17 protein-coding genes and 1 pseudogene are annotated in these 23,766 nt (G+C 72.0%); 9 read left to right on the top strand and 9 right to left on the bottom strand.

The features are described 5' to 3' along the window. Window positions 1–247: 247 nt before the first annotated feature. Entirely contained in the window at window positions 248–1,528 is a 1,281-nt protein-coding gene (locus WME97_RS19645; protein ID WP_437553847.1) for an SUMF1/EgtB/PvdO family nonheme iron enzyme, read from the bottom strand. 115 nt (window positions 1,529–1,643) lie between these two features. On the opposite strand from WME97_RS19645, the gene WME97_RS19640 reads away from it, so the two are divergent. Next, window positions 1,644–3,233: a metallophosphoesterase family protein gene (locus tag WME97_RS19640; RefSeq protein ID WP_437553845.1), complete on the top strand. Its 1,590-nt coding sequence runs from the start codon at window positions 1,644–1,646 to the stop codon at window positions 3,231–3,233. Window positions 3,234–3,248: 15 nt separating this feature from the next. On the opposite strand, the gene WME97_RS19635 is transcribed toward WME97_RS19640, so the two are convergent. Beyond that, the gene (locus WME97_RS19635) at window positions 3,249–4,457 is read right to left on the bottom strand and encodes a glycerate kinase family protein (protein ID WP_437553843.1); all 1,209 of its coding nucleotides are present in this window, start codon (window positions 4,455–4,457) and stop codon (window positions 3,249–3,251) included. Beyond that, window positions 4,454–5,962: an SLC13 family permease gene (locus WME97_RS19630; RefSeq protein WP_437553841.1), complete on the bottom strand. Its 1,509-nt coding sequence runs from the start codon at window positions 5,960–5,962 to the stop codon at window positions 4,454–4,456. Before WME97_RS19630 ends, WME97_RS19635 begins: the two co-directional genes overlap by 4 nt. A gap of 445 nt (window positions 5,963–6,407) precedes the next feature. Between WME97_RS19630 and WME97_RS19625 the strand changes: the two genes are divergently transcribed. From WME97_RS19625 to WME97_RS19600, 6 genes and pseudogenes are all read left to right on the top strand, one after another. Continuing rightward, window positions 6,408–7,628 (top strand): vWA domain-containing protein, encoded by a 1,221-nt coding sequence (locus WME97_RS19625; RefSeq protein WP_437553839.1) that lies wholly within the window; start codon window positions 6,408–6,410, stop codon window positions 7,626–7,628. A gap of 88 nt (window positions 7,629–7,716) precedes the next feature. After that, window positions 7,717–9,003: a BMP family lipoprotein gene (locus WME97_RS19620; protein WP_437553837.1), complete on the top strand. Its 1,287-nt coding sequence runs from the start codon at window positions 7,717–7,719 to the stop codon at window positions 9,001–9,003. Window positions 9,004–9,086: 83 nt separating this feature from the next. Then, a pseudogene (locus WME97_RS19615) lies at window positions 9,087–9,563 on the top strand (ATP-binding cassette domain-containing protein); the annotation flags it as partial. Between the two features lie 174 nt (window positions 9,564–9,737). Beyond that, window positions 9,738–10,667, top strand: a complete 930-nt coding sequence (locus WME97_RS19610; RefSeq protein ID WP_437555437.1) for an ATP-binding cassette domain-containing protein — start codon at window positions 9,738–9,740, stop codon at window positions 10,665–10,667. Beyond that, window positions 10,664–11,749, top strand: coding sequence for an ABC transporter permease (locus WME97_RS19605; RefSeq protein WP_437553835.1), 1,086 nt, complete (start codon window positions 10,664–10,666; stop codon window positions 11,747–11,749). The genes WME97_RS19610 and WME97_RS19605 overlap by 4 nt, the downstream gene beginning before the upstream one ends. A gap of 79 nt (window positions 11,750–11,828) precedes the next feature. Then, window positions 11,829–12,920, top strand: a complete 1,092-nt coding sequence (locus WME97_RS19600) for an ABC transporter permease (protein WP_437553833.1) — start codon at window positions 11,829–11,831, stop codon at window positions 12,918–12,920. On the opposite strand, the gene WME97_RS19595 is transcribed toward WME97_RS19600, so the two are convergent. The 4 genes from WME97_RS19595 to WME97_RS19580 form a co-directional block, all read right to left on the bottom strand. Continuing rightward, window positions 12,905–14,098, bottom strand: coding sequence for a DNRLRE domain-containing protein (locus WME97_RS19595; protein WP_437553831.1), 1,194 nt, complete (start codon window positions 14,096–14,098; stop codon window positions 12,905–12,907). The genes WME97_RS19600 and WME97_RS19595 overlap by 16 nt on opposite strands. Window positions 14,099–15,463: 1,365 nt before the next feature. Continuing rightward, on the bottom strand, window positions 15,464–15,595 hold the full coding sequence (locus WME97_RS19590; protein WP_437553829.1) for a hypothetical protein: 132 nt from the start codon (window positions 15,593–15,595) through the stop codon (window positions 15,464–15,466). Between the two features lie 84 nt (window positions 15,596–15,679). Then, window positions 15,680–16,792, bottom strand: coding sequence for a tetratricopeptide repeat protein (locus WME97_RS19585; RefSeq protein ID WP_437553827.1), 1,113 nt, complete (start codon window positions 16,790–16,792; stop codon window positions 15,680–15,682). Window positions 16,793–16,891: 99 nt separating this feature from the next. Beyond that, window positions 16,892–18,058 carry a TIR domain-containing protein gene (locus tag WME97_RS19580; RefSeq protein ID WP_437553825.1) on the bottom strand — a complete coding sequence of 389 codons (1,167 nt, stop codon included), beginning with the start codon at window positions 18,056–18,058 and terminating at the stop codon, window positions 16,892–16,894. A 150-nt stretch (window positions 18,059–18,208) separates the two neighbouring features. On the opposite strand from WME97_RS19580, the gene WME97_RS19575 reads away from it, so the two are divergent. Then, the gene (locus WME97_RS19575) at window positions 18,209–19,339 is read left to right on the top strand and encodes a multiheme c-type cytochrome (RefSeq protein ID WP_437553823.1); all 1,131 of its coding nucleotides are present in this window, start codon (window positions 18,209–18,211) and stop codon (window positions 19,337–19,339) included. Then, the gene (locus tag WME97_RS19570; RefSeq protein WP_437553822.1) at window positions 19,336–21,000 is read left to right on the top strand and encodes a hypothetical protein; all 1,665 of its coding nucleotides are present in this window, start codon (window positions 19,336–19,338) and stop codon (window positions 20,998–21,000) included. The genes WME97_RS19575 and WME97_RS19570 overlap by 4 nt, the downstream gene beginning before the upstream one ends. A 110-nt stretch (window positions 21,001–21,110) precedes the next feature. Here WME97_RS19570 and WME97_RS19565 read toward each other — a convergent pair whose 3' ends face one another. Next, window positions 21,111–22,517 carry a TfuA-like protein gene (locus WME97_RS19565; protein ID WP_437553820.1) on the bottom strand — a complete coding sequence of 469 codons (1,407 nt, stop codon included), beginning with the start codon at window positions 22,515–22,517 and terminating at the stop codon, window positions 21,111–21,113. Next, window positions 22,514–23,755 (bottom strand): YcaO-like family protein, encoded by a 1,242-nt coding sequence (locus tag WME97_RS19560; RefSeq protein WP_437553818.1) that lies wholly within the window; start codon window positions 23,753–23,755, stop codon window positions 22,514–22,516. The genes WME97_RS19565 and WME97_RS19560 overlap by 4 nt, the downstream gene beginning before the upstream one ends. Window positions 23,756–23,766 lie beyond the last annotated feature (11 nt).

Genomic DNA, 23,766 nt, shown 5'->3' with positions numbered 1-23,766 from the left:
GCTCGTCTGACCGGGCCGCAACCCGCGCGCGACGTCGGACCCTCTGCGCCTGACGTGCTCAGGCTGCGCCGTTTGTGCCCCAACGGAGGCACGACACGAATCGATCGCCTAGGGCCGTAATCGTCTGCCTCCGCCACCGCAACTTCGCGGCGGGCGCTCGAAACGAGCCGCGTCAGCGAGATCCTGCGCCCATGGACCACCCAATGCGCGCACGTGGGCTCATGTGGTCAAATCTATGTGGATGGATTCATCTGGCGCCCTGGGGGTCGACGCCCCCGTCTCGCTCGGCGCCGTCCGCCGGCGTGATGTCCTTGCAGCAGCGGAATCCAAGGTGGTAGTTCGCGTGGCTGCCCCTGCTCATGAGGCGCGTCGCGTGCCAGTCGGGGGCGCGAAAGCGGCAGTCGTCGGCGTGGACCTCCATCGACGAGAACGCGAACCAGCTGCCCTTCATCTCGGTGAAGCCCCGATCGCCGTGCCGCGCGAGCTCCTCGGGCAGGATGGGCAGGCTCATGTGCTCGGCCACGTTGCCGTGCAGATCGAAGACACCGAGGCTGCTCCGGCATGCGGGGAACGCGCCGGCCGGATACGTGTTGGAGCCGCAGCGGTCCCACCCGCCGCCTGGACAGCCCGGCGTGCGGGAGCTCCCCGTCCCGCAGAGCGCGTGGTTCTTCGCGGGGCCGTAGCTCCACACCTTCTCGCGCAGGAGGTTGTGGTGCCAGCTCGCCTCGTTCCGGGGGCGCGCCCACTCGTACTCGACGTCCGGATCGCGGAGGGCGCCGGCGCACGCCCCCTCCCACTCGTGCGCGTCGCAGATCCGTTTCCCGACCGCCCTGCACAGGAGCGCCGCCTCGCGGGCCCGGACGTGCACCACGGGGTACTCGCAGGGCACGTTCGGGAACTCGAGCTGATCGATGCACGCGGGGGCGTCCGCCGCGGTCTGACCGCGCGTGGGATCGAAGAGCGGCACCATCCCCGGCGCGCCGCAGGCCGGCTCGCGCGCCGGCTCGACGCCCGAGAGCGCTCGAATGCGACGGCACTCGGATCGTGACATCGGGTGCCGCGTCAGCGCGGGGTTGCCCTGGCCGAGCACCGTCGACGCCGCGAAGATCGCCTCGACCTGCCGCATCGCCTCGTCGGGGAGCGCGAGCTCGCGCCGCATCCGCGCGAACAGCCGGAGGCGCTGCTCTTCCAGCGTGCCGGGCTCGGCGTCCTCGTCATCCGCCGTGAGCGTCACGCGCCCTGGTGGCGCCGTCGGCGCGCGCTCCGGCAGCGCGCTCGCCGCGCTCGCGACGAGCGGCGCCGCGCTGCGCGCCGCCGTCGCGGGCGCCCCGGTCCACACGGCAACGACCGCGCTTGTCCACACGGCCGCCCCCGCGCCGGCGGCGCCCGCGGCGACGAGGGCCGCGGCCCTGCCACGCCGGCGCGCAGGCGCCGCGCGCGCGCCGGTCGAGAGCGCCGGCGGCGGATCGCTCGGCGCGGGTGATCGCAGGGCGCAGGCCGGCTCTATCGGCGTCTCGGTGCAGGACATCAGCGCGCGAGCTCGCGCTTACTGCTACGAGCATCCATCGATTCCGGCAACTTTCGGGGCGCTCGCGGCCCGAGCGGCTCCTTGACGGTCCTGCCCGGGACACGTCAAATGAGGCATGGCGCGAAGGGCGGCCCTCCGAGTCCTCTACCTGGCGCTCCTGCCGGTGCTCGTCCTGCTCGCGCTGGTCATCACCCCGGCCCTCGTCGTCTCCAGCGTCGCGAGCCAAGGCCGCGTGTGGCGGCCGGAGACATGGAAGAAGATCTCCTACGGGAGCCGCTACTTCCGCTCGTCGTTCCGGGGGAGGCTCGGCGAGGTCGTCGACGTCATCGACGTCGTCCGCGATCGCCTGATCCTGCTGTTCGTCCTCCTCGCCGCGGCCTGCGGCGCCGGCGGGCTCGCCGTGTACGCCCTCGAGGTCGGCGTCCCCGCCTGGCTCTCCTCGTGGCTGGACGGGTCGTTCCTCTCCTTCCTCGCGTCCTGGTTCCCCGCGGGCGGCAGGCTCTCCTTCGGCGGCGGGGCCGCGCTCGTCCTGGCCGTGTGCATGGCGCTCGCCGCGCTCGCGCTCGGGCTCTCGCTCTATGCCTGGCTCGCGTCCGCCCTGGGCGAGGCGACCCGCGTGATCCTGCGGTATGGCGGCGCGGCGACGCTCTTCCCCGATCCTGGCGACGCGATCCCCGGCGGGCGGCTCGTCCTCTGCCAGATCTCCGATCTCCACATCACGGCGGGCGGCCGCGAGCCGTACGAGATCGAGGAGGGCTCCGCCGCGTGGCCGGAAGGGGCCCCTCGCCCCGACACCGCCGAGCTGACAGGCCGCCTCCGGCGGCTCGTGGCGGAGATCGCCGCCATGAAGCCGCCGCTCGTCGCGCTGACGGGCGACATGACCGATCTCGGGGAAGAGGCGCAGTGGGACGAGCTCGAGGCGGCGCTCTCCGGCATCCCGGCCTCCTCGCAGGTGCTCATGGTGCCCGGAAACCACGATGTCGCCATCAACCTCGGCACGTCGCCCGACCCCTACCTCACGAAGCGGGCGGAGCGCGAGCAGCGCTTCATCGAGGTGCTCACCCGCGTGGAGCGCGGCCCCTTCCAGCCTCCCCTGCACGTCCCGGCCCGCAAGCGCGCGCGGCGGCGGCTGCGCGCGATCGCCGGCCTGTATCCGAGGCGGCTCGATCTCGGGGGCGGTATCCGGATCTTCGGCCTCAACTCCAACCGTTACAGGTCGCGGTTCGTGGGGTCGAACGCGATCGGGCAGATCGGCGGCGCTCAGCTGCGTCGCCTCGCCCGCGCGCTCCGGCGGGGGTCCGGCCCCGTCATCGTGCTGCTCCACCACCACGTGGCGCGCCTCGCGGGGCCGATCTCGCTCAACGACACGTTCATGATCGCCATGGATGGCCCGCGCCTCCTCGAGATGCTCGCGGCGTATCAGCAGAAGAACCCGAAGAAGAACAGCGCGCTCGTGCTCCACGGGCACAAGCACCTCGCGTTCTTCGGCCATTACCGCTCGAAGAGCGGCGGCCGCGTCAGCGTGTACGCGCACCCCTCGTCGACGCTCGGCCACGAGACCGACGGCCACCTCGACGGCGTCGCCAGGTTCGCGGCGATCCGCCTGACGGACGACGGTATCTGGCGCGTCGAGACGCACCCGCTCCGCCCCGCGCGCTCCGCCGCGCCGGCGCCGCCGGCCCCAGCCGAGGCCGAGGTGTCCTGACCGGCCCAGGTCGGGTCAGCCCGTCCGTGCGCGTGGACGCGGATGCCCGCGCGCCTTGCGGAGCCCGGGGAGACCTCGGCCGATGAGGATGTAGCGCAGCGCGTTCTCGGCCGCGTTCGCGATCAGGAAGGGTGCACGATCCATGGCCTCGGACAGCGTGCATGGAGCCTCGAGGATCGACGAGAACGAGTCGATGCCGCACGCGTAGTTCACGCGCGCATCCTCGTCGATGGTCCCTGCCAGAGCGATGACCGGCAGCCTGAAGTGCTTTGCGCGTCTGGCCAGCTCCGCCGGCATCTTGCCGCGCGAGGTCCGGGCGTCGAGCCCCCCCTCGGCGGTGACGACGAGATCCGCGTCGCGCAGGAGGCCGTCCAGGTCCAGGTAGCGGACGAGGACATCGTAGCGAGGCAAGAGCGTCGCCTTCAGCAGGGCATGGAGCCCCGCGCCGAGGCCTCCGGAGGCGCCTCCTCCCGGCATGGTTCTCACGTCCACGCCCACGTCGCGCGCGATGATGACGGCATAGCGCTCCAGGGCCGCCTCCAGCCGCGCGACCATCTCCGGCGAGGCGCCCTTCTGCGGGCCGAACACGCGCGCCACGCCGCCAGGACCGCAGAGGACGTTGCGCCAGTTGCACGCCACCTCGATCTGCACGCGGGGAATGCGGGAGTCCCTGCCTGAAGGGTCGATGCGGTCGAGCTCCAGCAGCGCTCCTCCTCCCGCTCCGATCTCGATACCCGCCGCGTTCAGCAGGCGGATGCCCAGCGCCTGGGCCATGCCCGCCCCGCCGTCGTTGGTGCCGGAGTCGCCGCAGCCGAGGAGCAGCCGCTCCGCGCCCGCGTCGAGCGCGGCGCGGATCAGCTCGCCGACGCCGCGCGTCGTTGTGGCCATCGGGTTGCGCGCGTGACGCGGGACGAGGCGAAGCCCGGCGGCAGCGGCCATCTCGATCACCGCCGTCCGTCGTCCGGCGCCGCCGAGGAAGCCGAAATGGGACGCGACAGGCTGGCCCAGCGGGCCTGTCACGATCGCTGGGTGCAAGGAGCCGCCCGTCGCCTTGACCAGCGCCCGGGTGAAGCCCTCGCCGCCGTCCGTGAGCGGCGCCTTCAGGAGGCGCGCTTCCGGCAGCGCGCGCCGGATGCCCGTCGCGATGGCCTCGGCGACCTGCTCCGCATCCAGGCATTCCTTGAAGCCCGACGGAGCGATCAGGATGCGCAGGGGGCTCGTCATGGCGCGAGCCCCATCCAGCGCCAGTAGGTGAAGTAAAAGACGGCGATCGACGCCAGGTGGATCGGGAGCATGACGGCGCTGAGGAGCAGGAGATCCGCCGGGCGGAACGTCTCTCCGTCGAGCCCCTGGAACATCAGGAGCGCCTTGGAGCTCACCGGGAACGTCAGGCAGTAATCGATGCCGACCGTGCCGATGAAGATGACCGCCGCGGGGTCGAGATCGCGATCGGCGGCGAGCTGCAGCAAGACGGGGCCGAGCGCGACGGTGCGAGCGACATGGGAGGTGAGGTAGAGATGGGACGTCAGCGACATCACGCCGACCGCCACGACGAGGAACAGGTGCCCTCTGGCGCTCTCGATACCGCTGTTGCGGAGCAGCGCCTGAAAGAGCCATCCGGATGCGCCCGTGTCGATCAGCGCTCCTCCCAGGACGAGCGCTGCTCCGACGAAGAGGAGGAGGTTCCAGTCGACCGCCTTCACGCCTTCCTTCCAGCGGAGCGCGCTGCCAGGCGCCGTGAGCGCGAGCGCGCCGGCCAGCGTGACCGTGGCGCTCTCGTAGCCGTGCCACCGCTCCGAGAGCCAGAGCACGACCATCGTCGCGCCGACGGCCAGGGTGATCCGCTCCGATCGCGACAAGGAGCCTCGCGGGCGCCGGGGGACCCGGATACATCGCCCGCGGCGCTCGCCGTCGAGGAAGAGCGCCAGGATGACCGCGCAGGCGGCCCCGCTGGCCACCACGCCGAACGGCATCCCGTAGAGGACCCACTCGCCGAAGGACAGCCGACGGCCGGTGACCTGGCTCAGCAGCTGGTTCGCCACGAGGTGAGACCCCGCGCCGACCAGCGAGCCGATGGTGCTGACCAGGATCACCGTGGGGAACAGCAGCGCGAGGGCACGGGTGATACGCGGATCCGCCGTGATGGAAGAGATGCTGCGGAAGATGGGAATGGCGATCACGGCGCGGCCGGAGACCGACGGGACGAAGAGCGACGACGGGATGAGCACGGCCGTCAAGCACCAGAACAGGCCGCGCACGGTGCGAGCGCGCTCGACCACGCGCTGCGCCAGCCGCATCGCCAGGCCGGACTGCTCGACCGCGCCGCCCAGGATGAACGCGCCTATCATCAACCAGATGACGTCGGACGCGAGGGAGTCGAAGAGCCGTTCCTGGGGGCTGACGCCGGTCAGGAGGAGGAGCAGCGCCGCGCCGAGCCCGACGTACGCCACGTCGAGCGACGTGGTCGACCAGAGGATGATCGCCAGCAGCACGGCGAAGAGCGCGATCCGGGCGGGCGCCGGCAACGTCGCTGGCAGGACGACGGCGAGCCCCGCAGCGATCGTCAGCGAGAGGGGCAGGAGGACGCGAACCCGCTCGGCAGGGCGCGGCGAGGGCGGCGGGCGGGCGGCCACCGCATTGCCGCCGTCCGCGGCGCTTTCGAGGTCGGGCGCATCCTCATGATTTGCGTCGCTCGATGACATGAAGATCGCCCGCCTGGAGGAAGGCATAGTCCGTGCCCCATCCTGCAACCGTGCTGACGAGACAGGCTGCTTGCGCGCCGCGATCACGGCCGCGGATGCGCCCGACCCAAGCCCGGCGCGGCGCCGTTCTCGTTCGGCGCCAAGGTCCGCCTGGTCGACAACGTTGCCCACCAGAGCCGGCGCTCTCAGCCCCTTCCATACACCGGGCGTCGCGCACCGAGCTATGGTGAGAGAGGAGACCACACTTCAAGGAATGCTGGGCCGCGGCAACCCATTGCCGGACCGCGTTGGCGGAAAGCAGCATTTCTGATCCGTGCGTCGTCCGGCTGCCATGTTGGTCAGCTATGATTCCCGGATGGCGAGCACCGGGAGCGAGCTTCAAGGCCGTGTCTGCTCCGGGTGTCTCACGCAGAATCGACGGCTTTGGCGCCGGCGACACGCGCCCGGCCGCGCTTCATGGAGGGTTCGACTTATGAGATTGCCCACGATGGCCATTGCGTTGCTGACAGTGGGTGCGATTGGCGTTGGATGTGGGGGCAATGGTGCCAGCGACGGCGACGGGAGCTCGCAGAGCGGCGGCCCGGGGAGCGGGGGCTCTGGCCAGGGGAGCTCCCAGAGCACGAGCGGCGATTTCGGATCGGGTGGTCCGGGCGCAAGCGGCTCCTCGGGGCAAGGCGGCTCCTCGAGCAACGGCAGCTCCTCGGGCCAAGGCGGGGCGTGCGCCACCCAGTCGGCCAGCGCCGACCTCCAGCCCGTGTACCTCGCCTTCGCGTTCGACGTGTCCGGCAGCATGGGCATGGGCGACGAGCCCTGGTATGACAGGGAGCTCAAATGGGAGCCGGTCGTTGCGGCGACGAAACAGTTCTTCGGTGATCCCCTCTCCGAGGGCATCAACGCGTCGCTCAGGTTCTTTCCGAGCGAGGACGAGGACCGCGACGAGAAGTGCGCGGCCGACACCTACGAGACACCGGAGGTCCCGATGACAGCGCTGCCCTCTGCGCGCTTCGCCGAGGCGATCGACGCCGTCACGCCGGCGCCCGGCGCCGACTGGCGCGGCGGCACGCCGACGCTGTTCGTCATGCAGGGGACGATCTCGTTCGTCGAGGCACAGCGGCGGGCCACGCCTGGCAGGTACGCCATCGTCCTCGTCACGGACGGTTATCCTGCGGGCTGCGGCACGGAGGCCAACAGGATCCAGGGCGTGTCAGACGCCGCGGCCGGCGCGCTCGCGGACGGCGTCCCGACGTACGTCATCGGCGTCGACAACCCCCCGATCGAGGGCGCGCCGCACGACCTCGACAACCTGCACGACATCGCCGACGCGGGCGGGACGGAGCAAGCCTACCTGATCGACACGGGCAATCCCGGGGCGACCTCGGCCGCCTTCAAGGCGGCGATCAACGCGATCCGCGGCGCCTCGGTCTCCTGCACGGTCGAGATCCCGCCCGCTCCCGACGGGCGGAGCTTCGACGCGCAGCGGGTCCGCGTGACGTACCAGAGCGGCGGAGGTAACCCGACGGCGCTCTCCTACGACCAGGAGTGCGCGAGCGAGAACGCCTGGCGTTACGACAGCGCCGCGAACCCGACCCAGATCGTGCTCTGCGACAGCACGTGCGCCACGATCCAGTCGGACCCCGAAGCGGCCCTGGGGGTCGACTTCACCTGCGAAGACGTGATCGTGATACCGCAGTGAAACGCGGACGACGCCCGGCACCTGCGCTCGGCGTCGTCCGTCTCGGCGGTTCTTGACACCCTGCGACATTCCCGCCCACGATGCCTCGGTGACACCTCGCTCGCCGAAGTCGCCCGCGTCCCTCGCTGTCCGCTCGCCCGCCGTCCTCACCATCGCGCTGTCGCTGCTGGCCGGCGCGTGCCAGGGCTCCTCGACGAGCACGAGCCCGCCGTCGGAGAAGACCGCCGGCCCCAGCGCCGCGGCGCCGGCGAGCGCTGCGCCCGCGGCGCCGGCCGCCGCATACAAGGTCGGCATGGTGCTGGTCGGCCCCTACAACGACAAGGGGTGGAACCAGGCCCATCACGACGGCATCCGGTCGGTGCTCGCCAAGATGCCGGACGTCGGCTTCGAGTATGTCGACAAGGTGAACCCGGCCGACCGCCCGAACGTGAAAGGTTCCCAGGTCGCGGACGATCTCATCTCCCGGGGCGCGCGGTTCGTCGTCTACAACTCCGACGATTACAAGGACGACGCCCTCGAGACAGCGCGCAAGCACCCGGAGGTCACGGTCATCCATATCTCCGGCGATTACGCCTGGAAGGAGGGCAAGAACCACAAGCCCCAGCCCAACCTGGGCAACCTCATGGGGCGTATCGAGACGGCCCAGCACGTCGCCGGGTGCGCCGCGGCGCTCGGCACCGAGACGGGGAAGATCGGGTATGTCGGCCCGCTCGTGAACGACGAGACCCGCCGGCTGGTCACCGCGGCGTACCTCGGCGCGCGGTACTGCTGGGAGAAGTACCAGAAGAAGAAGCCGGGGGACCTCACGTTCAAGGTCACGTGGATCGGCTTCTGGTTCAACATCCCGGGCGTCACCCTCGACCCCACCAAGGTGTCGGACGACTTCATCGGCGGCGGCTTCGACGTGCTGATGACCGGGCTCGACACGCCCGAGGCCGCGCTGCAGGCGAAGAAGGCGAGCGGCGCGGGCAAGAAGGTCAAGTACGTCCATTACGACCACAGGGCCGGCTGCGACCTGGCGCCGGAGGTCTGCCTCGGCGTCGCGTACTACAACTGGGCGCCGCTCTACCGCGACGCGATCGAGAAGGCGCGCGCGGGCAAGTACGCGAGCGAGTTCGTCTGGCAAGGGCCGGACTTCCGCGACCTGAACGGCGAGTCGTCGGTCGTCGGCTTCGGGCCCGGCGCCGCGCTGGGAGAGGCGCAGGCGCCGCTCGGCGCGTTCGTCATCGAGCTCGCCAACGGGCTCGACCTCTTCAAGGGGCCGCTCAAGTTCCAGGACGGCACCGAGTTCCTGAAGGACGGCGAGGCCGCGACGCCCCAGCAGATCTGGTATCTGCCGCAGCTGGTCCGGGGGATCACCGGGCCGAGCAAGTAGCCGTCTCCGGGCGGTGATCCATGCGGATCGAGATCGAGCGCGTCGCGAAGCGGTTCGGCCCGGTCAAGGCCAACGACGGCGTGTCGCTGACGATCCAGGCGGGCGCCGTCCACGGGCTACTCGGCGAGAACGGCGCCGGCAAGAGCACGCTCCTCCGCATCCTGGGCGGGCTCCTCCGCCCGGACGCGGGCCGATTGCTCTTCGACGGCCGCCCGGTGGCGCTCGCGAGCCCGGCGGACGCGCTCGTCGCCGGCGTCGGCGTGCTCCACCAGGAGCCGCTCGATTTCCCGCCGCTCACCGTCCTGGAGAGCTACCTGGTCGCCCGGCCCCGCGCGGCCGGCGCGGGCGGCGGCACGCGGTCGCTGCTCTCTGGCCGTGGCCGCGCCGCGGGCGTCTTTCTTCCCCGGCGCGCGGCGCGCGAGGAGCTGCTCGCGCTCGCGGCGCGCTTCGGCTTCTCCGTCGACCCGGACGAGCACGTCGCCCGGCTCACCCTCGGGGAGCGCCAGCAGATCGAGCTCTTGCGGCTCCTCTCGCTGGGCGTCCGCGCGCTGCTCCTGGACGAGCCCACGACGGGGATCTCCGGGGCACAGCAGGAGGCCCTGTTCGCCGCGCTGCGGCGGCTCAAGGCGGACGGCAAGGCGATCGTCCTCGTGTCGCACAAGCTCTCGGACGTCGAGGCGCTCTGCGATCGCGTGACGGTGCTGCGGCACGGCAAGGTGGCGGGAGAGGCGGAGATGCCGGCCGGGGCCGATCGTCTCGTCGCGCTGATGTTCGGCGAGGCGCGTGCGCCTCAGGAGCGGTCCCCTGAGGAAGGCGCGGCGCTCGCGCCCCTGGAGCGCCTGCCCGAGCCGAGCGGCGGCGCGGAGCCGGATGGCGGCGCGGCGCTCGCCCTCGATGCCGTGGCGTTCGGCGATCACCGGCTCGACGTGCGCATCGCCCACCTGGCCGTCCGCCGCGGCGAGGTGATCGGGCTCGCGGGCCTCGAGGGGAGCGGCCAGCGCCTCCTGCTGCGCGCGTGCGCGGGGCTGCTCCGGGCGCGGCGGGGACGCGTCGTCGTGGGCGGGGCCGACCTGACCGGCCGCCCCTACCCGGCCTTCCTGCGCGCCGGCGTGGGCTACCTGCCCGCCGATCGCCGTCGCGAGGGCCTCATCGCGGGCCTCTCCATCGAGGAGCACGTCGCGCTGCGCGCGCCGGGGCCCGGGCTCTTCCTGCGCCCAGGGGAGATCCGCCGCGCCGCCGAGCGGGCGATCGAGGCGCTCCGGATCCGGGGCCGGCCCGACACGCCCGTCGAACGGCTCTCCGGCGGCAACCAGCAGCGCACCCAGCTCGCGCTCCTCCCCGCGGGCCTCGCGCTGCTCCTCCTGGAGCAGCCGACCCGGGGGCTCGACATCGCGTCGGCGCGCTGGGTCTGGGAGCAGCTCCTCGCGCGGTGCCGTGCCGGCGCGGCGCTCCTGTTCGCGTCGTCCGATCTCGATGAGCTGATGCGCTACAGCGATCGAATCCTCGTGTTCAGCGGCGGGCGCGTCTCGCCGCCCGTCGGCGTCGCCGACCTCACGCTGGACCGGCTCGGGCGGATGATCGGCGGCGAGCTCGACGGCGCCGCCCTGCCCTCGGCGCCTTGTGCACCTGCGCCGCCCCCGGCGCCCGCGGGGTCCGACCGATGAGCGCCGAACCGAGCGCCCCGTCCGAGCCCGCCGTGCGCCGCGCGCCGCGCCGCGGGGCCGTAGCCCTCCTCCTTCGCCTCGCACCGCTCGCCCTGGCGTTCGCGCTCGTGGCGGGCCTCTGCGCGCTCCTCGGCGCCTCGCCGGCGGCGGTGGCTGCGGGCCTGTGGCAGGGCGCGTTCGGCTCCACGGATCGCGCCGCGCGGGTGCTCGTCACGCTGGCGCCGCTGCTCCTCTGCGGGAGCGGCCTGCTTTTCACGTTTCGCGCCGGGCTCTACCACCTCGGCGTCGAGGGGCAGCTCGTTCTGGGCGCCGTCTGCGCCACGGGCGCGGCGCGCGCCCTGTGGCCGCACCTCCCGGCGGGCGCCGTCGTCGCGCTCTGCGTCGGCGCGGGCGCGATCGGCGGGGTGCTCTGGGGCGCCCTCACGGGCGCGCTGCACACGCGGGTCCGGGTGAGCGAGATCTTCGCGGGCCTCGGCATGAACTTCGTGGCCCAGGGGCTGGTCCTGTACCTCGTCTTCGGCCCGTGGAAGCGCCCTGGCGTCGCGTCCATGGCCGGCACGGAGCCGCTCGACGGCGCGCTCCGGCTCTCCACGCTGGGCGGCACCGATCTCAGCCCCGTGGCGCTCCTGCTCGGGGTCCTCTCGCTCCTCGGGACCGCCGTCGTGCTCGGGCGGACCCACCTCGGGCTCCGGCTGCGGGCGGTGGGGCTGAGCCCGCCGGCCGCGGAGGTGCTCGGCGTGCTCGCGGCGCGGCAGGTGCTCCTCGCGTTCGCGGTCTCCGGCGCGCTCGCCGGCGTCGCCGGCGCGCTGCAGGTGCTCGGCACGTTCCACCGGCTCATCCCGAGCATCTCGAGCAACCTCGGCTTCCTCTCGCTGCTCGTGGTGATGCTCGCCGGGCGGCGCGCCGCGCTCGTCGCGCCGATCGCCCTGTTCTTCAGCGCGCTCAACGTCGGCAGCCTGGAGCTCCCGATGACCCTCGGGCTGGAGTCCTCGCTGTCGGGCGTGCTCCAGGGCGCGCTCGTCCTGTTCGCGCTCCTCTCCCCCCGGGCGGCGCGCGGCGGCGGCCGGCCGGAGGTGGCGTGATGGCACGAGGCCCGAAGAGGACGAGGCCGATGGGGGCAGGCCTGATGGAAGGACGCCTCGGATGGAAGGAGCAGCCCTCATGAGCGACGGCGGCGCCGAGCTCCTCTCGCTGCTCGCGACCGCGCTCGCGGCGTCGACGCCGCTCGTCTACGCGGCGGTCGGCGAGACGCTGACCGAGCGGGCCGGGGTCATCAACCTCTCGGCCGAGGGCGCGATGATGCTCTCGGCGATGGTCGGCTTCGCGGCCGCGCTGTCGACCGGGAGCGTCCTCGCCGGCTTCGCCGCCGCGGCCGCGACCGGGGCGCTCGTCGCGCTCGTCGTGGCGATCGGCGGGGTCTACCTCGGCCGCTCCCAGATCGCGGTCGGCTTCGTCCTGGCGATGCTCTGCGCGGATCTCTCGTCGGTGCTCGGCGGCCCGTACGTGCGCGTCCCCGGGCCGACGGTGCCGGCGGCGTCGATCCCGGTGCTGCGGGACGTGCCGCTCGTGGGGCCGCTGCTGTTCCAGAGCGATCCCCTGGTGTATGGCAGCTACGTCCTCGTCGCCTGCGCGTGGCTCTTCCTGTATCGCACGCGCGCGGGGCTCCTCCTCCGCGCGGTGGGCGAGCAGCCGGCGGCGGCGCACGCGCGCGGGGCGCATGTGACGCGGGTGCGCACGGCGGCGACGCTCGTGGGCGGGGCGCTCGTGGGCATCGCCGGCGCGGCGTACTCGCTCGATTTCAAGGCGGGATGGAGCCACCGCCACACGGCAGGTTACGGCTGGATCGCGCTGGCGATCGTGATCTTCGGCGGCTTCCACCCGGTGCGGGCGGCCCTCGGCGCGTACCTCTTCGGCGTGCTCTCGTCGGCGGCGAGCCTCGGCCAGAGCGCTCTGCCATCGGTGCCGACGCAGGTCTTCAGCGTGGCGCCGTTCGCGCTGATGATCGCGGTCCTCGGGCTCACCTCGAGCGGGCTCCTGGAGCGCGCCTCCGCGCTGCTGCCGAAGGCCGCGCGCCGCCCGCTCCTGCGCGCGTTCGACGCGACGCCTCCCGCGGCGCTCGGGCAGCCCTACCCGGCGGACGACGGGGCGGAGGAGCGGCCGCGCGGGGTGGATCAGAGCGCCGAGGAGCGGTCGTGGGGTGTGGGGGATGGGGCGGAGGGGCGGAGGGGCGGAATGGATCAGCGGGCGAGATAACAGACCTCGAGCCAGGGGCGGTCGCTCTGGAAGGGGTGATCGCTCGAGCGGTACGACGTGCGCCCCTTCGGCCCTTCCTCGACGAGGAAGCCGTAGTTCGGTGTCGTGCCGTCGACCCACGCCTGGACGAGCCCGGTCAGATCGGCGCTCATGGCATAGGGGCTGACATAGGTGAGCTCCGCCGCGGTGGTTTTGTCGTAGCCCGCGGCGAAGCTCTGCCAGGTCACGGTGTCTTCGCGCCACGGCGCGGTGATCCGGTGAGCGCGGACGGTCTGGTCGCTCGATCCGAAGGCGACGACGCCGAACTCTGCCGACGTGACGGTGGCCCCGGCGGGGATGCCGTCGAGCCCGAACCGGTAGAGCGCCTGCTTGCGCGCGCCGTTGGAGTCGCCCGAGTAGTTGTAAGGGATGTGGCCGTCGCTGTAGCGGGGGAAGGCTTCCCAGATATCGGCGTCCTCGACCGCGCCGAAGGCGCCTCGCTGCAGGGTGACGCACACGTCTTTGCACGCGTCTCCGAGGCCGTCAGCGTCGCTGTCGAGCTGGTCTGGATTCGCGGCGGCGGGGCAGTTGTCGCAAGCGTCGCCGATCCCGTCGAGGTCGCTGTCGGTCTGGTCCCAGTTGGCGACGCTCGCGCAATTGTCGGCCGCATCACAGAACGTATCGCCGTCGCCATCGCCGAGCGGACACGGATCGCAGGCGTCGCCGATGCCGTCTCCGTCCGCGTCGGCCTGGTCCGGGTTGTCGTGGTTGGCGCAGTTGTCGCAGCCCGCGCCCAGGCCCGGCGCGATGTCGTCGCCGTCGTCGCTCGCGAGCGACGACAGCCCGAGCTCGTAGCCGTCGCAGACGTCGCGATCCGCGCAGGGGATGGGGCCGGAGACCGCATCGTACAGGCAGAGGAGCGAGGCGCCTTCGGTCGCCTCGACGTACACGCGGGCGAAGCCGACGGCCATCGACCCGCCGCCCACGACATCGACCTGGAGGTCATTGCACGCTGCGGGATTGTAGAGGGCGAGGACGTCGGGCTCGGTGAACGTCCTCTGGAGCGTCTCTGAATTGCAATCGCAGCCGTTGGTGCTCGCGACCGTGTCCAGGTGGACCCCATTCAGGTACAGCGAGAACGCGCCGGCGCCGCAATCGGCGTGGTTGACGGTGAACGTGATCGCTGTCGGTGCCCCCAACGCCGTCCCGGGGATCCCTGCGAGCACGAGAAGAGAGAGGCATGCGCTAGCAGCGCTCGTATGGAAGTATCGCATGATTCTTCTTATATTCTTAGTTTGGACAACATACAATGATCCTGAGAGGTTTTTGGTTCGCTGGTGTGCGCGCGTGCAGCTGTCGCGTGTCGCCGTGTCGCGTGTGGCGCGAGGCACAGTGAACAGCGGGGTACACGACGCGCAGTGAACAGCGGGATACGCGCCGTGGGGTGAACAGCGGGGTACACGACGCGCAGTGAACAGCGGGATACGCGCCGTGGGGTGAACGGCGGGGTACGCGCCGTGGGGTGAACAGCTGGGTACACGACGCGCAGTGAACAGCGGGATACGCGCCGTGGGGTGAACGGCGGGGTACGCGACGCGGGTTACGCATCGGGCGGTCAACTCGTCGGGGGCGGGCGGCCGGGCAGCGCCTCGACACCATCGCCGTCCGCATTCGTGGTGACGCCGGTGGTGGCGGTGGTGGTGCCGGTTTCGATGGGACGTTGCGGGCGTTCAGGCGGCTTGCGGCATTGACGATTTCTTGCGGCGCTCCGCTGCGAGCGGCGGGCGCGCGTACGGCCGGGACGCTGGCGAGCGACCGGCGGCCGGGATATAGCGTTATGATCGGGCAAACATCGGCGTTCGCCCAGATATGGCCAGGAGAGGAGGCAGGCAGGAGCAGGAACTTCACCGCCGTTGATCTGGTACAGCTCCAGAAGCTGGGAAGCTAGACGCGCCGTCCGCCCAGGCGCTGGGCACGGAAGTGCTGACCGCCGCGAGGGCCTTGCTGGGGGACAAGGGCGCAGCCCGGAAGATCCCCGAGGGGGTAATCGAGGCGCACGAGGATCTGGCGTCCGCGCTGGCGACCTTTGCACAAGGCGGTCGCGACGCTCCTTCCCTCCCGTCCAGGCGAGGACACGGCGCACGCGAGGGCGGTCGACGTCGCGGTGGACGCCATCTGGGGCGGTCTCTACGAGAGAGCGCCGAGGTCGAGGCGGCGAACGTCCTCGCGGCCCTGGACAGGGGCGTGGAGGCGCTGCGGACCTATGTGGTCCGCGTGTCGGGCATGATCTTCAAGCGAGATGCGAGGAAGACGGAGATCGCCCTGCAGCTGCTCGCGCCCATCGAGACCTGGCGGCCGGCGGCGGCGCGGGGCAAGGCGGCCGAGGCGCCGGCCCCAGCGGAGGCGTGGCGGAGCCGAGCCCGGTGGATGCCGGCGCGGAGCCCGACGCGCCGTAGGTCGACGAGGGCGCGCGACGTCCGGGTCGGCCGAGGTGGTCCGGGCCAGGCGGGTGCGACGTGCGGGTCGGCTAGAGGGTCGTTCGGACCAGGGGGCTGAGCGGCGCGCTACTGGCCGATGCGCGCGCGGATGGCGGCGCGGGTCTCGTTCGAGAGCGTGTCAAGGTAGGCATCGGAGAGTGCTCGAAGCACGTCATCGGGCAGCGCGAGCAGCACCTGCTCGGGTGACAGCCCCGCCATTTGCTGCTCGGGGCAACAGGTCCCACAGGCTCCTTGGTCGCGCTGCTCGCGCGAGCCTGGAGGACCGCGCGGCGTCGTGCGAGCTCAGGAGGGGAAGTCCTGGTCCAGGCCGGCGATCAGGTCGGCTCGATCGATGCTTTGCCATGCGCTGCGTGCAGCCTCGACATGCCAGCGCCGGGTGGCGGAGTCGGAGGCGATGGCGGTGAGGCTGCTATGGGTGCAGCCTATGGAGTAGGGCTCCTGGATGCGCTGGTACAGAGCGAGGGCCTCTTGGTAGCGAGCCCGGGCAGCGCTCGCATCACAGTGGGCTCGTGCGACGTCGCCAAGGCGCAGGATGCAGTTGGCTTCGCCGAGCACATCCCCCACCTGCCGGTAGGGCGGCAGTGCTTCTTGATAGTATGATCCCGCCTGATCGTGCTGCGAACACTCCAACGCGATGTCGCCAAGGCGCAGGATGCAGTTGGCCCCACCGCGCACATCCCCCACCTCTCGATAGAGCGGCAATGCTTCTTGGTAGCGCGCTCTCGCCTGATCGTGCTGCGAACACTCCAGCGCGATGTCGCCAAGACGCAGGATGCAGTTGGCCCCACCGCGCACATCCCCCACCTTTCGGTAGAGCGGCAGCGCCTCTTGATAGCGCGCGCTCGCCTCGTCGTGCTGCGAACGCTCCAGCGCGATGTCTCCAAGGCGCTCGATGCACAGCGCCTCTCGCCGCCTGTCCCCGGCGCGCTGCGCCACCTCCAGCGCTCGACGAAGGGGCAATGAAGCTGCATGCCCGGAAAACCGCGCGAAGTCCGTCAGCGCCACCGCGATATCGACCCATCGCGTGGCCTCGCCGCCATCCAGCCCGCGCCGGATCACTGCGTCGAGGTTCGCCGTCTCCGGCGCGAGCCGCGCCGCTGCCTCGGTGCCGCCCCGTCTCCCCGGCATCGGTCCGAACGTGCGCGCGACCTCGCCGTAGTGATCCATCGTCCGCCCGAGATCGTCGGGCGCCGGCAGGTGCGCTGCCTTGACGTACTCGCGCACAGGCGAGAGCATCTTCAGCCGTCCACCCTCGAAGTAGGCCAGCCTCATGTGCGCCAGCACGCGTGCCGCCGCAGGCCCTGCGTCCGGCAGGATCGCAGCGAGATCCCGCTGCGCGACCCCGTCCGGGAGCACCGCGAGCACCACGAGCAACCGGCACGCGTCCGCCGTCATCCGCGGCGACCCGATCGACAGCTCTAGCGAGGCCTTCCAGCTTCGGAGCCGATGGCGCGCTCCCCCCTCACGCTCCAGCACCGCCGTCCGGCGCGCCTCTCACTCCTCTTTCAGGTTGCTGATATCGTTGCCCTGCGCTGCGTGCGCCAGCAGCTCGATCGCCAGCGGAACGCCATCCTGTAGGGATAGGAGCGCGGACAGCGCGGGCTTGCCCCGGTGTTCTTCGCCCGCGATCGCGCAGAACATCGCCTCCGCCTCGGCAGGCCCGAGCGGCCAGAGCTCGACCGGCGAGCTCCAGGCCACGCGCCCCGGCCGCCCTGCGCCTCGCACCGAGGCGACGAGGGCCAGCCGCGGAATCGCCGCGAGCTCCGCGAGCAGCGCTTCGGTCCCGGCTTGTTCGTCGCTATTCCAGGGCGTCTCCAGGTTGTCCAGCACGAGCACCGCGGGCTCTGCGGCGAGAAACGACAGCGTCCGCTGCCGCAGATCCGGCCCCGGCGCGACGCGCAGCGCGTCGGCCAGCGCTGCAGCGGCGGACGCCGCGTCCGGTGCGGCGTCGAGCCGCACGAAGAAGCGCCGCTCCCCGAAATGGGCCACGACCTCGGGCCGGTGCAGGACCGCCAGGCTGACGGTGCTCTTGCCAATCCCCGCCGCGCCGAGGAGCAGCGCGCGCCCGGGCGGCTCATGAGAGAGCGCCGCAGCGAGCGAAGCGACCACAGCGTCCCGGCCGATGCACCGCTCTATGGGAGGCAGCCCCGCCGCCCGCGGGCGCTGGCTTCCGCCGCCCCCTCGCCGCTGCACCACGCCGTCCGCCACACCCCGCAGGCCGCCTACGACCTGGGTCCAGGCCTGGTCCCGATCCGGCCAGGCATGAACAGGCAGCCCGTCCTTTGGGAGCGGCGCAAGCCCACCGAACTCGGTCCAACCCCAGTCGCAATGGCGGATAGGCACGGGCACGACCACCACCTCGCCCGCAGCGCGCCGTGCGAGTGCGCGCGCCGCCTCCTCGTGGAGATGGCGATCCGATGCGAGGAGAGCAGGGCTCACCATCAGCACCACAATGTCCGCTGCCTCGAGCCGCGCGCGCGCCTCCGCCGCGGGCTCTCCCCCGCCGCGGACCCGGCCCTCGTGCCAGACCTCGATCCGCCCGCTGCTCTCGAGGGGCTTCAGGTGCACCTCGAGCTTTGCAAGCAGTGCAGCGTCCTCCGGGACAGATGCACATGAGATGAAGAGATGAACGGGCTCCGAGATTCGTGCGCAGGGCTGCATTCTGCTCCGGCGAGCTTACCGGTGTCGCGGTGCGCTGGATAGCCCACGACGCCCACCCAACTTGCATGGGCGATCGGATCGCTAGCGCGCAGAAGCAGGGCAGCATCTCCGCTCGCCACGTGGAAGATGCTGCAGTAGACGTTCCGATCGATGCACGACGAGGCACGCCGGCCGGCCAAGCTCCCCGCCGCGCTGCTCCTCGCCGCCGCCCTGACGCTCGCGCCGAGCACGACGAGCAGCCGCCGCGCCCCGCCGCGCATGCCCGGACCCGAGCCGCCCCGGAGCCTCGATTCCGTCTCCGTGAACCGCGATTGCGAGCGGTGCCACGCGGAGATCGCCCGCGAGTGGCGCGGGTCGAAGCACCAGCGCGCCTACGTCGACGCGCCCTTCCAGGCGGCGCTCGCGAAGGAGCCGCTGCCGTTCTGCCGCGGCTGCCACGCGCCCGAGGCGCACTCTTCACGGCCTCCTCCACCGGAGCGGGCCGAGCTCGGCGTCGCGTGCGTCACCTGCCACGTGGTGGACGGCGCGCCGCTGGCCTCTCCCGCGCAGGCCAGCGGCGACCAGGGCTCCCCCTCCCCGTCTTCCCCGTCTGTTCCCCACCCGGTGCTGCGCGATCCGCGCTTCGCGACGGCCGCGGCGTGCGGAGGGTGCCACGAGTTTGCCTTTCCAGACCACGCCGCCCGCCGCGCGCCAGAGCCGATGCAGCTCACGCTGACCGAACACGCCGCGTCGGCCTACGCCGACGTGCCCTGCGCGCGCTGCCATATGCCGCTTGCGGGCGACGGGCCCTCGGCCCACCGCTCTCACGCGTTCGCTTCGTCGCGCGACCCCGAGGCCGCGCGGCGCGCGCTCCGCGTGCAGGCCGAGCGCGCCTCGTCGACCGCCGCGCGCTTCACGCTCCGCACGGCGCGCGTGGGCCATGCCTTCCCGACAGGAGACCTCTTCCGGCGGCTCTTGGTGCGCGCCGAGGTCCTCGGGGAGGACTACGCCGTCATCGCGTCGGCGCGCCGCTTCCTGGCGCGCCGCTTCGCAGAGACGCCCGGACCGCTCGGCGCCCGCGCGCGCACCACGGTGTCCGACGATCGCCCCGGCGCACCCGCGCTCGCCGGGGCACCGGTCGTCGTCGAGCTGGAGCTCGGCCCCGCGGCAGCGCAGCTCCCCATCCAGTACGAGGTCGTCTATCAGCGCGTCGCGCACGCGAGCGACGGCCGCGAGGAAGACGCGATCATCGAGAGCGAAGTCTCGCTCGTTCGAGGTAGCTTGCCGAGGGACACCCCATGAAGACGCTCGCCCTGCCGCTCCTCCTCCTCCCGCTCGCCCTCGCGGCGTGCAAGCGGGGCGAGACCGAGGCGCACCGCGATCCAGCGCCTCCTGCGCCGGCGTCCGCGCCGCCTTCGGCACAGGCCCCGTCGGCGTCCGCTCCGGCGTCATCGCAGCCCGGCTCAGCCGCGGTCGCCGCCCCGCCGCCCGCGCGCATCGCCGACACCACCGTCGCGCTGCACGTCGTCGCGGAGGACGTCCGAGAGGTCGCCGAGATCGTGCCGTGGAATCAGCTGCCGTCCGACGGTCCCCGCCCGTTCTATCTGCACCCGCTGCGCGATCGCGTGCTCGTCACGTTCAAAGGCACCTCGATCTACGCGCTCGCGGACGGCAAGCTGACGGAGGAAGACGGCATTCCGCCGTATAGCCTGCGCCTCGGCGCCTCCACGTCCGAGCTGCCTTTCATCGCCTCGGACGTCGATATCGTGTCCATCGTGGGCCGGTGGCCCTCCGACGTGTGGATCCGCGTGGACGGGTTGTTCTCGGACGGGGCGCGCCTGAACAACCTCGCCAGCCCGCTCTACCGGAAGCAGGGCGATCGGTTCGTCGAGTCGCCGCTCCCCGTCGCGGCCACGGCCTGGACGCAGGGCCGCACGCTCGTGCTCTCGGGCGACCAGTTCTCGCTCGCCCAGCCCGGCGGGGCAGATCTGCCGCGGCGGGCCGCGGGAGCGAAGTGCCCCGTCCGCGTCCGGGCCGAGGCGATGGCGGCCCTGCCGGACGGCGAGGTGCTCGTGGTCGGCCGCGATTGCGACCAGAGCGACCGGCTCGCGGTCGAGCGCTGGGCGCCCGGTCGCGCCGACTCCGCGGTGATCCCCCTGCCCGCCTGGGACGGCAAGCTGCTCCACGCCATGGTGCTCGCCACCGAGCGCGATCGCTACGTCGTCGCGCGCTTCGAGGCGGCGAGCGCCCTCGCGCGCATCGACGTGGCGGAGGCCGGGGCGACCGCCGTGCCGCTCTCGCTCCCCTCGAGCAAGCCGGTCACGGACGCCTCGCTCGCCGCCGATGGTTCGCTCTGGATCCTGCTCGGTGAAGGCGATGGGGTGGAGCTGTTCCGCCGGAACAAGGAGGGGGTCTATACGCGCGCGACGTTCCCCAAAGGCCAGGGGCTCTCCTCCACCGGGATGGCCGCCGCGAGCGCCGACGTGGTGTACCTCGCGGGATCGACGTCCAACGTGCGCTCCGTGATCCTGTCGTCTCGTCCGGGGAAGCTCTCCTTTCCCTCGGATGCGCCGGGCGCGGCAGGCCCCGACGCGGGCGCTCCGGCGGCGCAGGACGCCGGGGCGCAGGACGCCGGGGCCGCGAGCGCGCCGCCGGCCGCGCTCTCCTCGAGCTGCGCGTCGCCGTTCGTGATCCTCTTCGCCGTGAGCAAGTCAGCGCCCCCGGACTACGACTATCCCGCGACCCGCGACGCGCTCTCGGGGTGGGCCGACGGCTCGAAATACCGCTTCATCGAGTACAGCCATCGCGGCCAGCGCATGCTGGGCGCGAGCGCGCCGGACGCGGCCCGCGCCGAGGCGCTCGCGGCGAGACTGCGGGAGCGCGTCAAGGGGGCGTCGCCCGCCGTCGCCTGCTTCAGCCCTGCAGAGGTCCTCCGCGAGGTGAGGCTGGCGAGCGCGCCTTGAACGGGTGGCCAACGCCGCTGGAGCCAGGCTTCATCGCGTCCGCCCTCTGTAGCCTGACCGACCGCGGCGCTCCGGGAAGCGCGCGGGCGGGTGGGGACTGCAGGGCCAGCTCAGCCCGACTGCGCGGTGAGGTGCCGGTACCAGCGCTCCCGGGCGAGCACGAGGAGCAGCTCGTCCCCGTCATCGAGGCCCAGCGAAACCGCATAACCATCGAGGTAGGACGGGACAGGACGGCCGAGCTCGGCGAAGTACCAGGCCACGAGATCCTGCCGCGCGATGCCGAGGCCATCCAGAGAAGGTGCGTCGAGGCCGTGCTCGGTCAGCACCTGCTGCTTGTGCTGCGCCCGGGCGTGGAGCTCGCCGTAACGGCCCATCATGCGCAGCTGGTCGGGAAGGAGGCGCTCGATCTCGGGGCCGAACATGGTCTGCACCCAGCGCAGGCGGGCCTCCCGCTGGATCAGCGCGGTGAGATCGTCGACGTCGAGCCGCTGCTCCCCCACCCACGCGCGGATGCTCTCCGAGGTGAGCAGGCCCTTCTCCCGGCGGACCTGGGCCAACACCTCCTCGAACAGCTCGACAGGGATCTCGAGCGCCTGGCGCCGCGCCTCCTCGACGGCGAGCGCCCGCGCCAGCGCGCCGAGCACGGCGTGGCCATAGGACCTCGACCCCTCGATCCGGAGCTCGTCGAGGAGCACCTCGGGCTGCACGGGCGCGCGAGCAGGATCGGGAGACCGCGCTTCCGCCGGGCGGCGCGCCGCCCCGTCGGGCTGCGCCGAGAGCTTGCTGCGGCCGGCACGCCGCGAGACCTGATCCCAGACGTCGGTGTAGGAAAAATGATAGGCCACCCGCAACGCAGCGGGCGCACGCGCGCGCTGCGCTGCCATCGCCTCCAGCATCGCGACGGCGTCGCGCCGCTTCTGGTCGACGCGACCCTCCGGCAGCCATCTCTGGAAGGCACCGAGCTCGTCCTCCGGCAGGCCCTCCCGCGCGCCGTCCACGAGGAGCCGCTGGAAGCTCCGCTGGGCGTAGAACGTCCGCTTGGCGATCGCCGCGAGCGCGCGCCCCGTCTCCGCGCGGAGGACGGCCCCCTCCACAGCAGCGTCCAGCGTCGCGCGGAGGTTCACCATCGCGTCCGAGAGCGCGCGATACCCGTCTTCCGCAGGGCCGTGCACGATCGCGACCTCATCGTCGTCGGTCAGCGCGCCTTGGTGGTACGCCTCGAAGATGACGCCGACGCCCACCATGCCGAACGCGTGGAGCTCCGCCGCCCGCAGCGCCCCCATGCTGGCGCTGCCGAAGACGTGGATGCCTTGCGACATCGCGCAGAGGATCTCCTTGTGCCAGACCGCGGGCATGCGCTCGAAGTAGCCGTCGATGATGCCGATGGCCCAGGGCCTCTCCAGCGTGGCCCGGTACACGTCGCCCTGAGCGACCGGCGGCAGGAAGACGGCATCCTCAAGGACCGCAGCGCCGTCTGCCGCCGCGAACGTGGGTCCCGTGAAGACGATGACGCTCATGTCCTCCCCGCTTCCCGCGCGGCCCTGCGCGCGCGGGCCCGAGGCCCAGGGACGAAGCCGGGGACGTCGTCGACCGACTCGAGCCCCGGGATGATCACCCGGACGACACGGATGTCGAGCCCGGCCTTGCTCAGGTCCACCACGATGACTCGCTCGATCCCGGCCGCGCGGAGGCCATCGAGCGCTCGCGCGATGTCCTCGTCGAAGCTGCCACCCGCGCGAGAAGGGATGTCGCGGAAATCGCGGAGCGGCCCGCGAAGGTCCGCGATCTGCTCGCGCCCCCGCCGAACGTGATCGGGGTGGCGAACACGCTCGAATCGATCACGGTCGCCGTCGTCGCGGGAGCCGGCGATGAAGGTCAGCCGGCTCTGGGCCGCCTCGGTCAGCGCCCGCAGCAGGGCGATCCCAGGATCCGGGTGGCAGCCCATCCCCTCGGTCGCGTAGAGGAGGCGGAATGGGTCCGGCTCCCTGTCAGCGATGAGGCAGAGGAAGGAGGGCAGCCCGACCTCGGTGGTCGTCTCCCAGACGCCGACGGCGACGCCTGCCGCCTCGTAAAGAGCGAGGACACGGCGGCAAGCGACGTCCTCGATGGTGTCGAGATCGACGCGGGAGCCGGGCACCTCGGCCTCGCCGCCGGCCCGCCAGAGCGTCGTCGCGTCGCGCTCCACCACCTCGCAGATGCCGTGGCTGATCGCCTCGAGCAGGTGATTGCCAGAGGCGAGCCCGTTGGAGCTCATGACGAAGGAGCCGCTGCCTGCCGGGAGCGGCAGGGTGTAGTTCGTGTGCACCATCTCGTGAGGGACCCAGACCGGCTCCTCGTGGAGGAGGTCGCGGCCCTCGACCCAGAGGAGCCGGTGGTGCTCGTGGAAGGCGCTCACCGAGAAGCGTGGCAACGCGGCGACGTCGACGACGCGGTGGGACCTCGAGAGCTCGCGGTAGCTGGCGAGCTTGAGCGGCAGGTCCATGGTCTCCGCGTGGAACGACTCGATCGACTCCATGAGGCCGGACGCCCGCGCGGCATCCAGGGTGAGCCCTTTGCCCTGGGACACCGCCAGAGAGGCGGCGTTGGGGCGACAGACCATGACGACCGGGAGCCCTATGACATCCAGGCCCGTCACATCGGCCACCCGGGTGATACCGAACGCGGCGAGGTGCGGCGCGAGTCGCGCGAGGGTCTCCGCGGGAGGGACGAGGCGGTGAGTGCCTTCTCGGAACGCCTTCAGCACGCGCTGGGTCATGCGGGCGGTCT

It is taken from the genome of Sorangium sp. So ce367 (assembly GCF_051520455.1).
GTDB lineage: Bacteria > Myxococcota_A > Polyangia > Polyangiales > Polyangiaceae > Sorangium > Sorangium cellulosum_B.
This window is presented reverse-complemented; position numbering and strand designations above follow the sequence as displayed.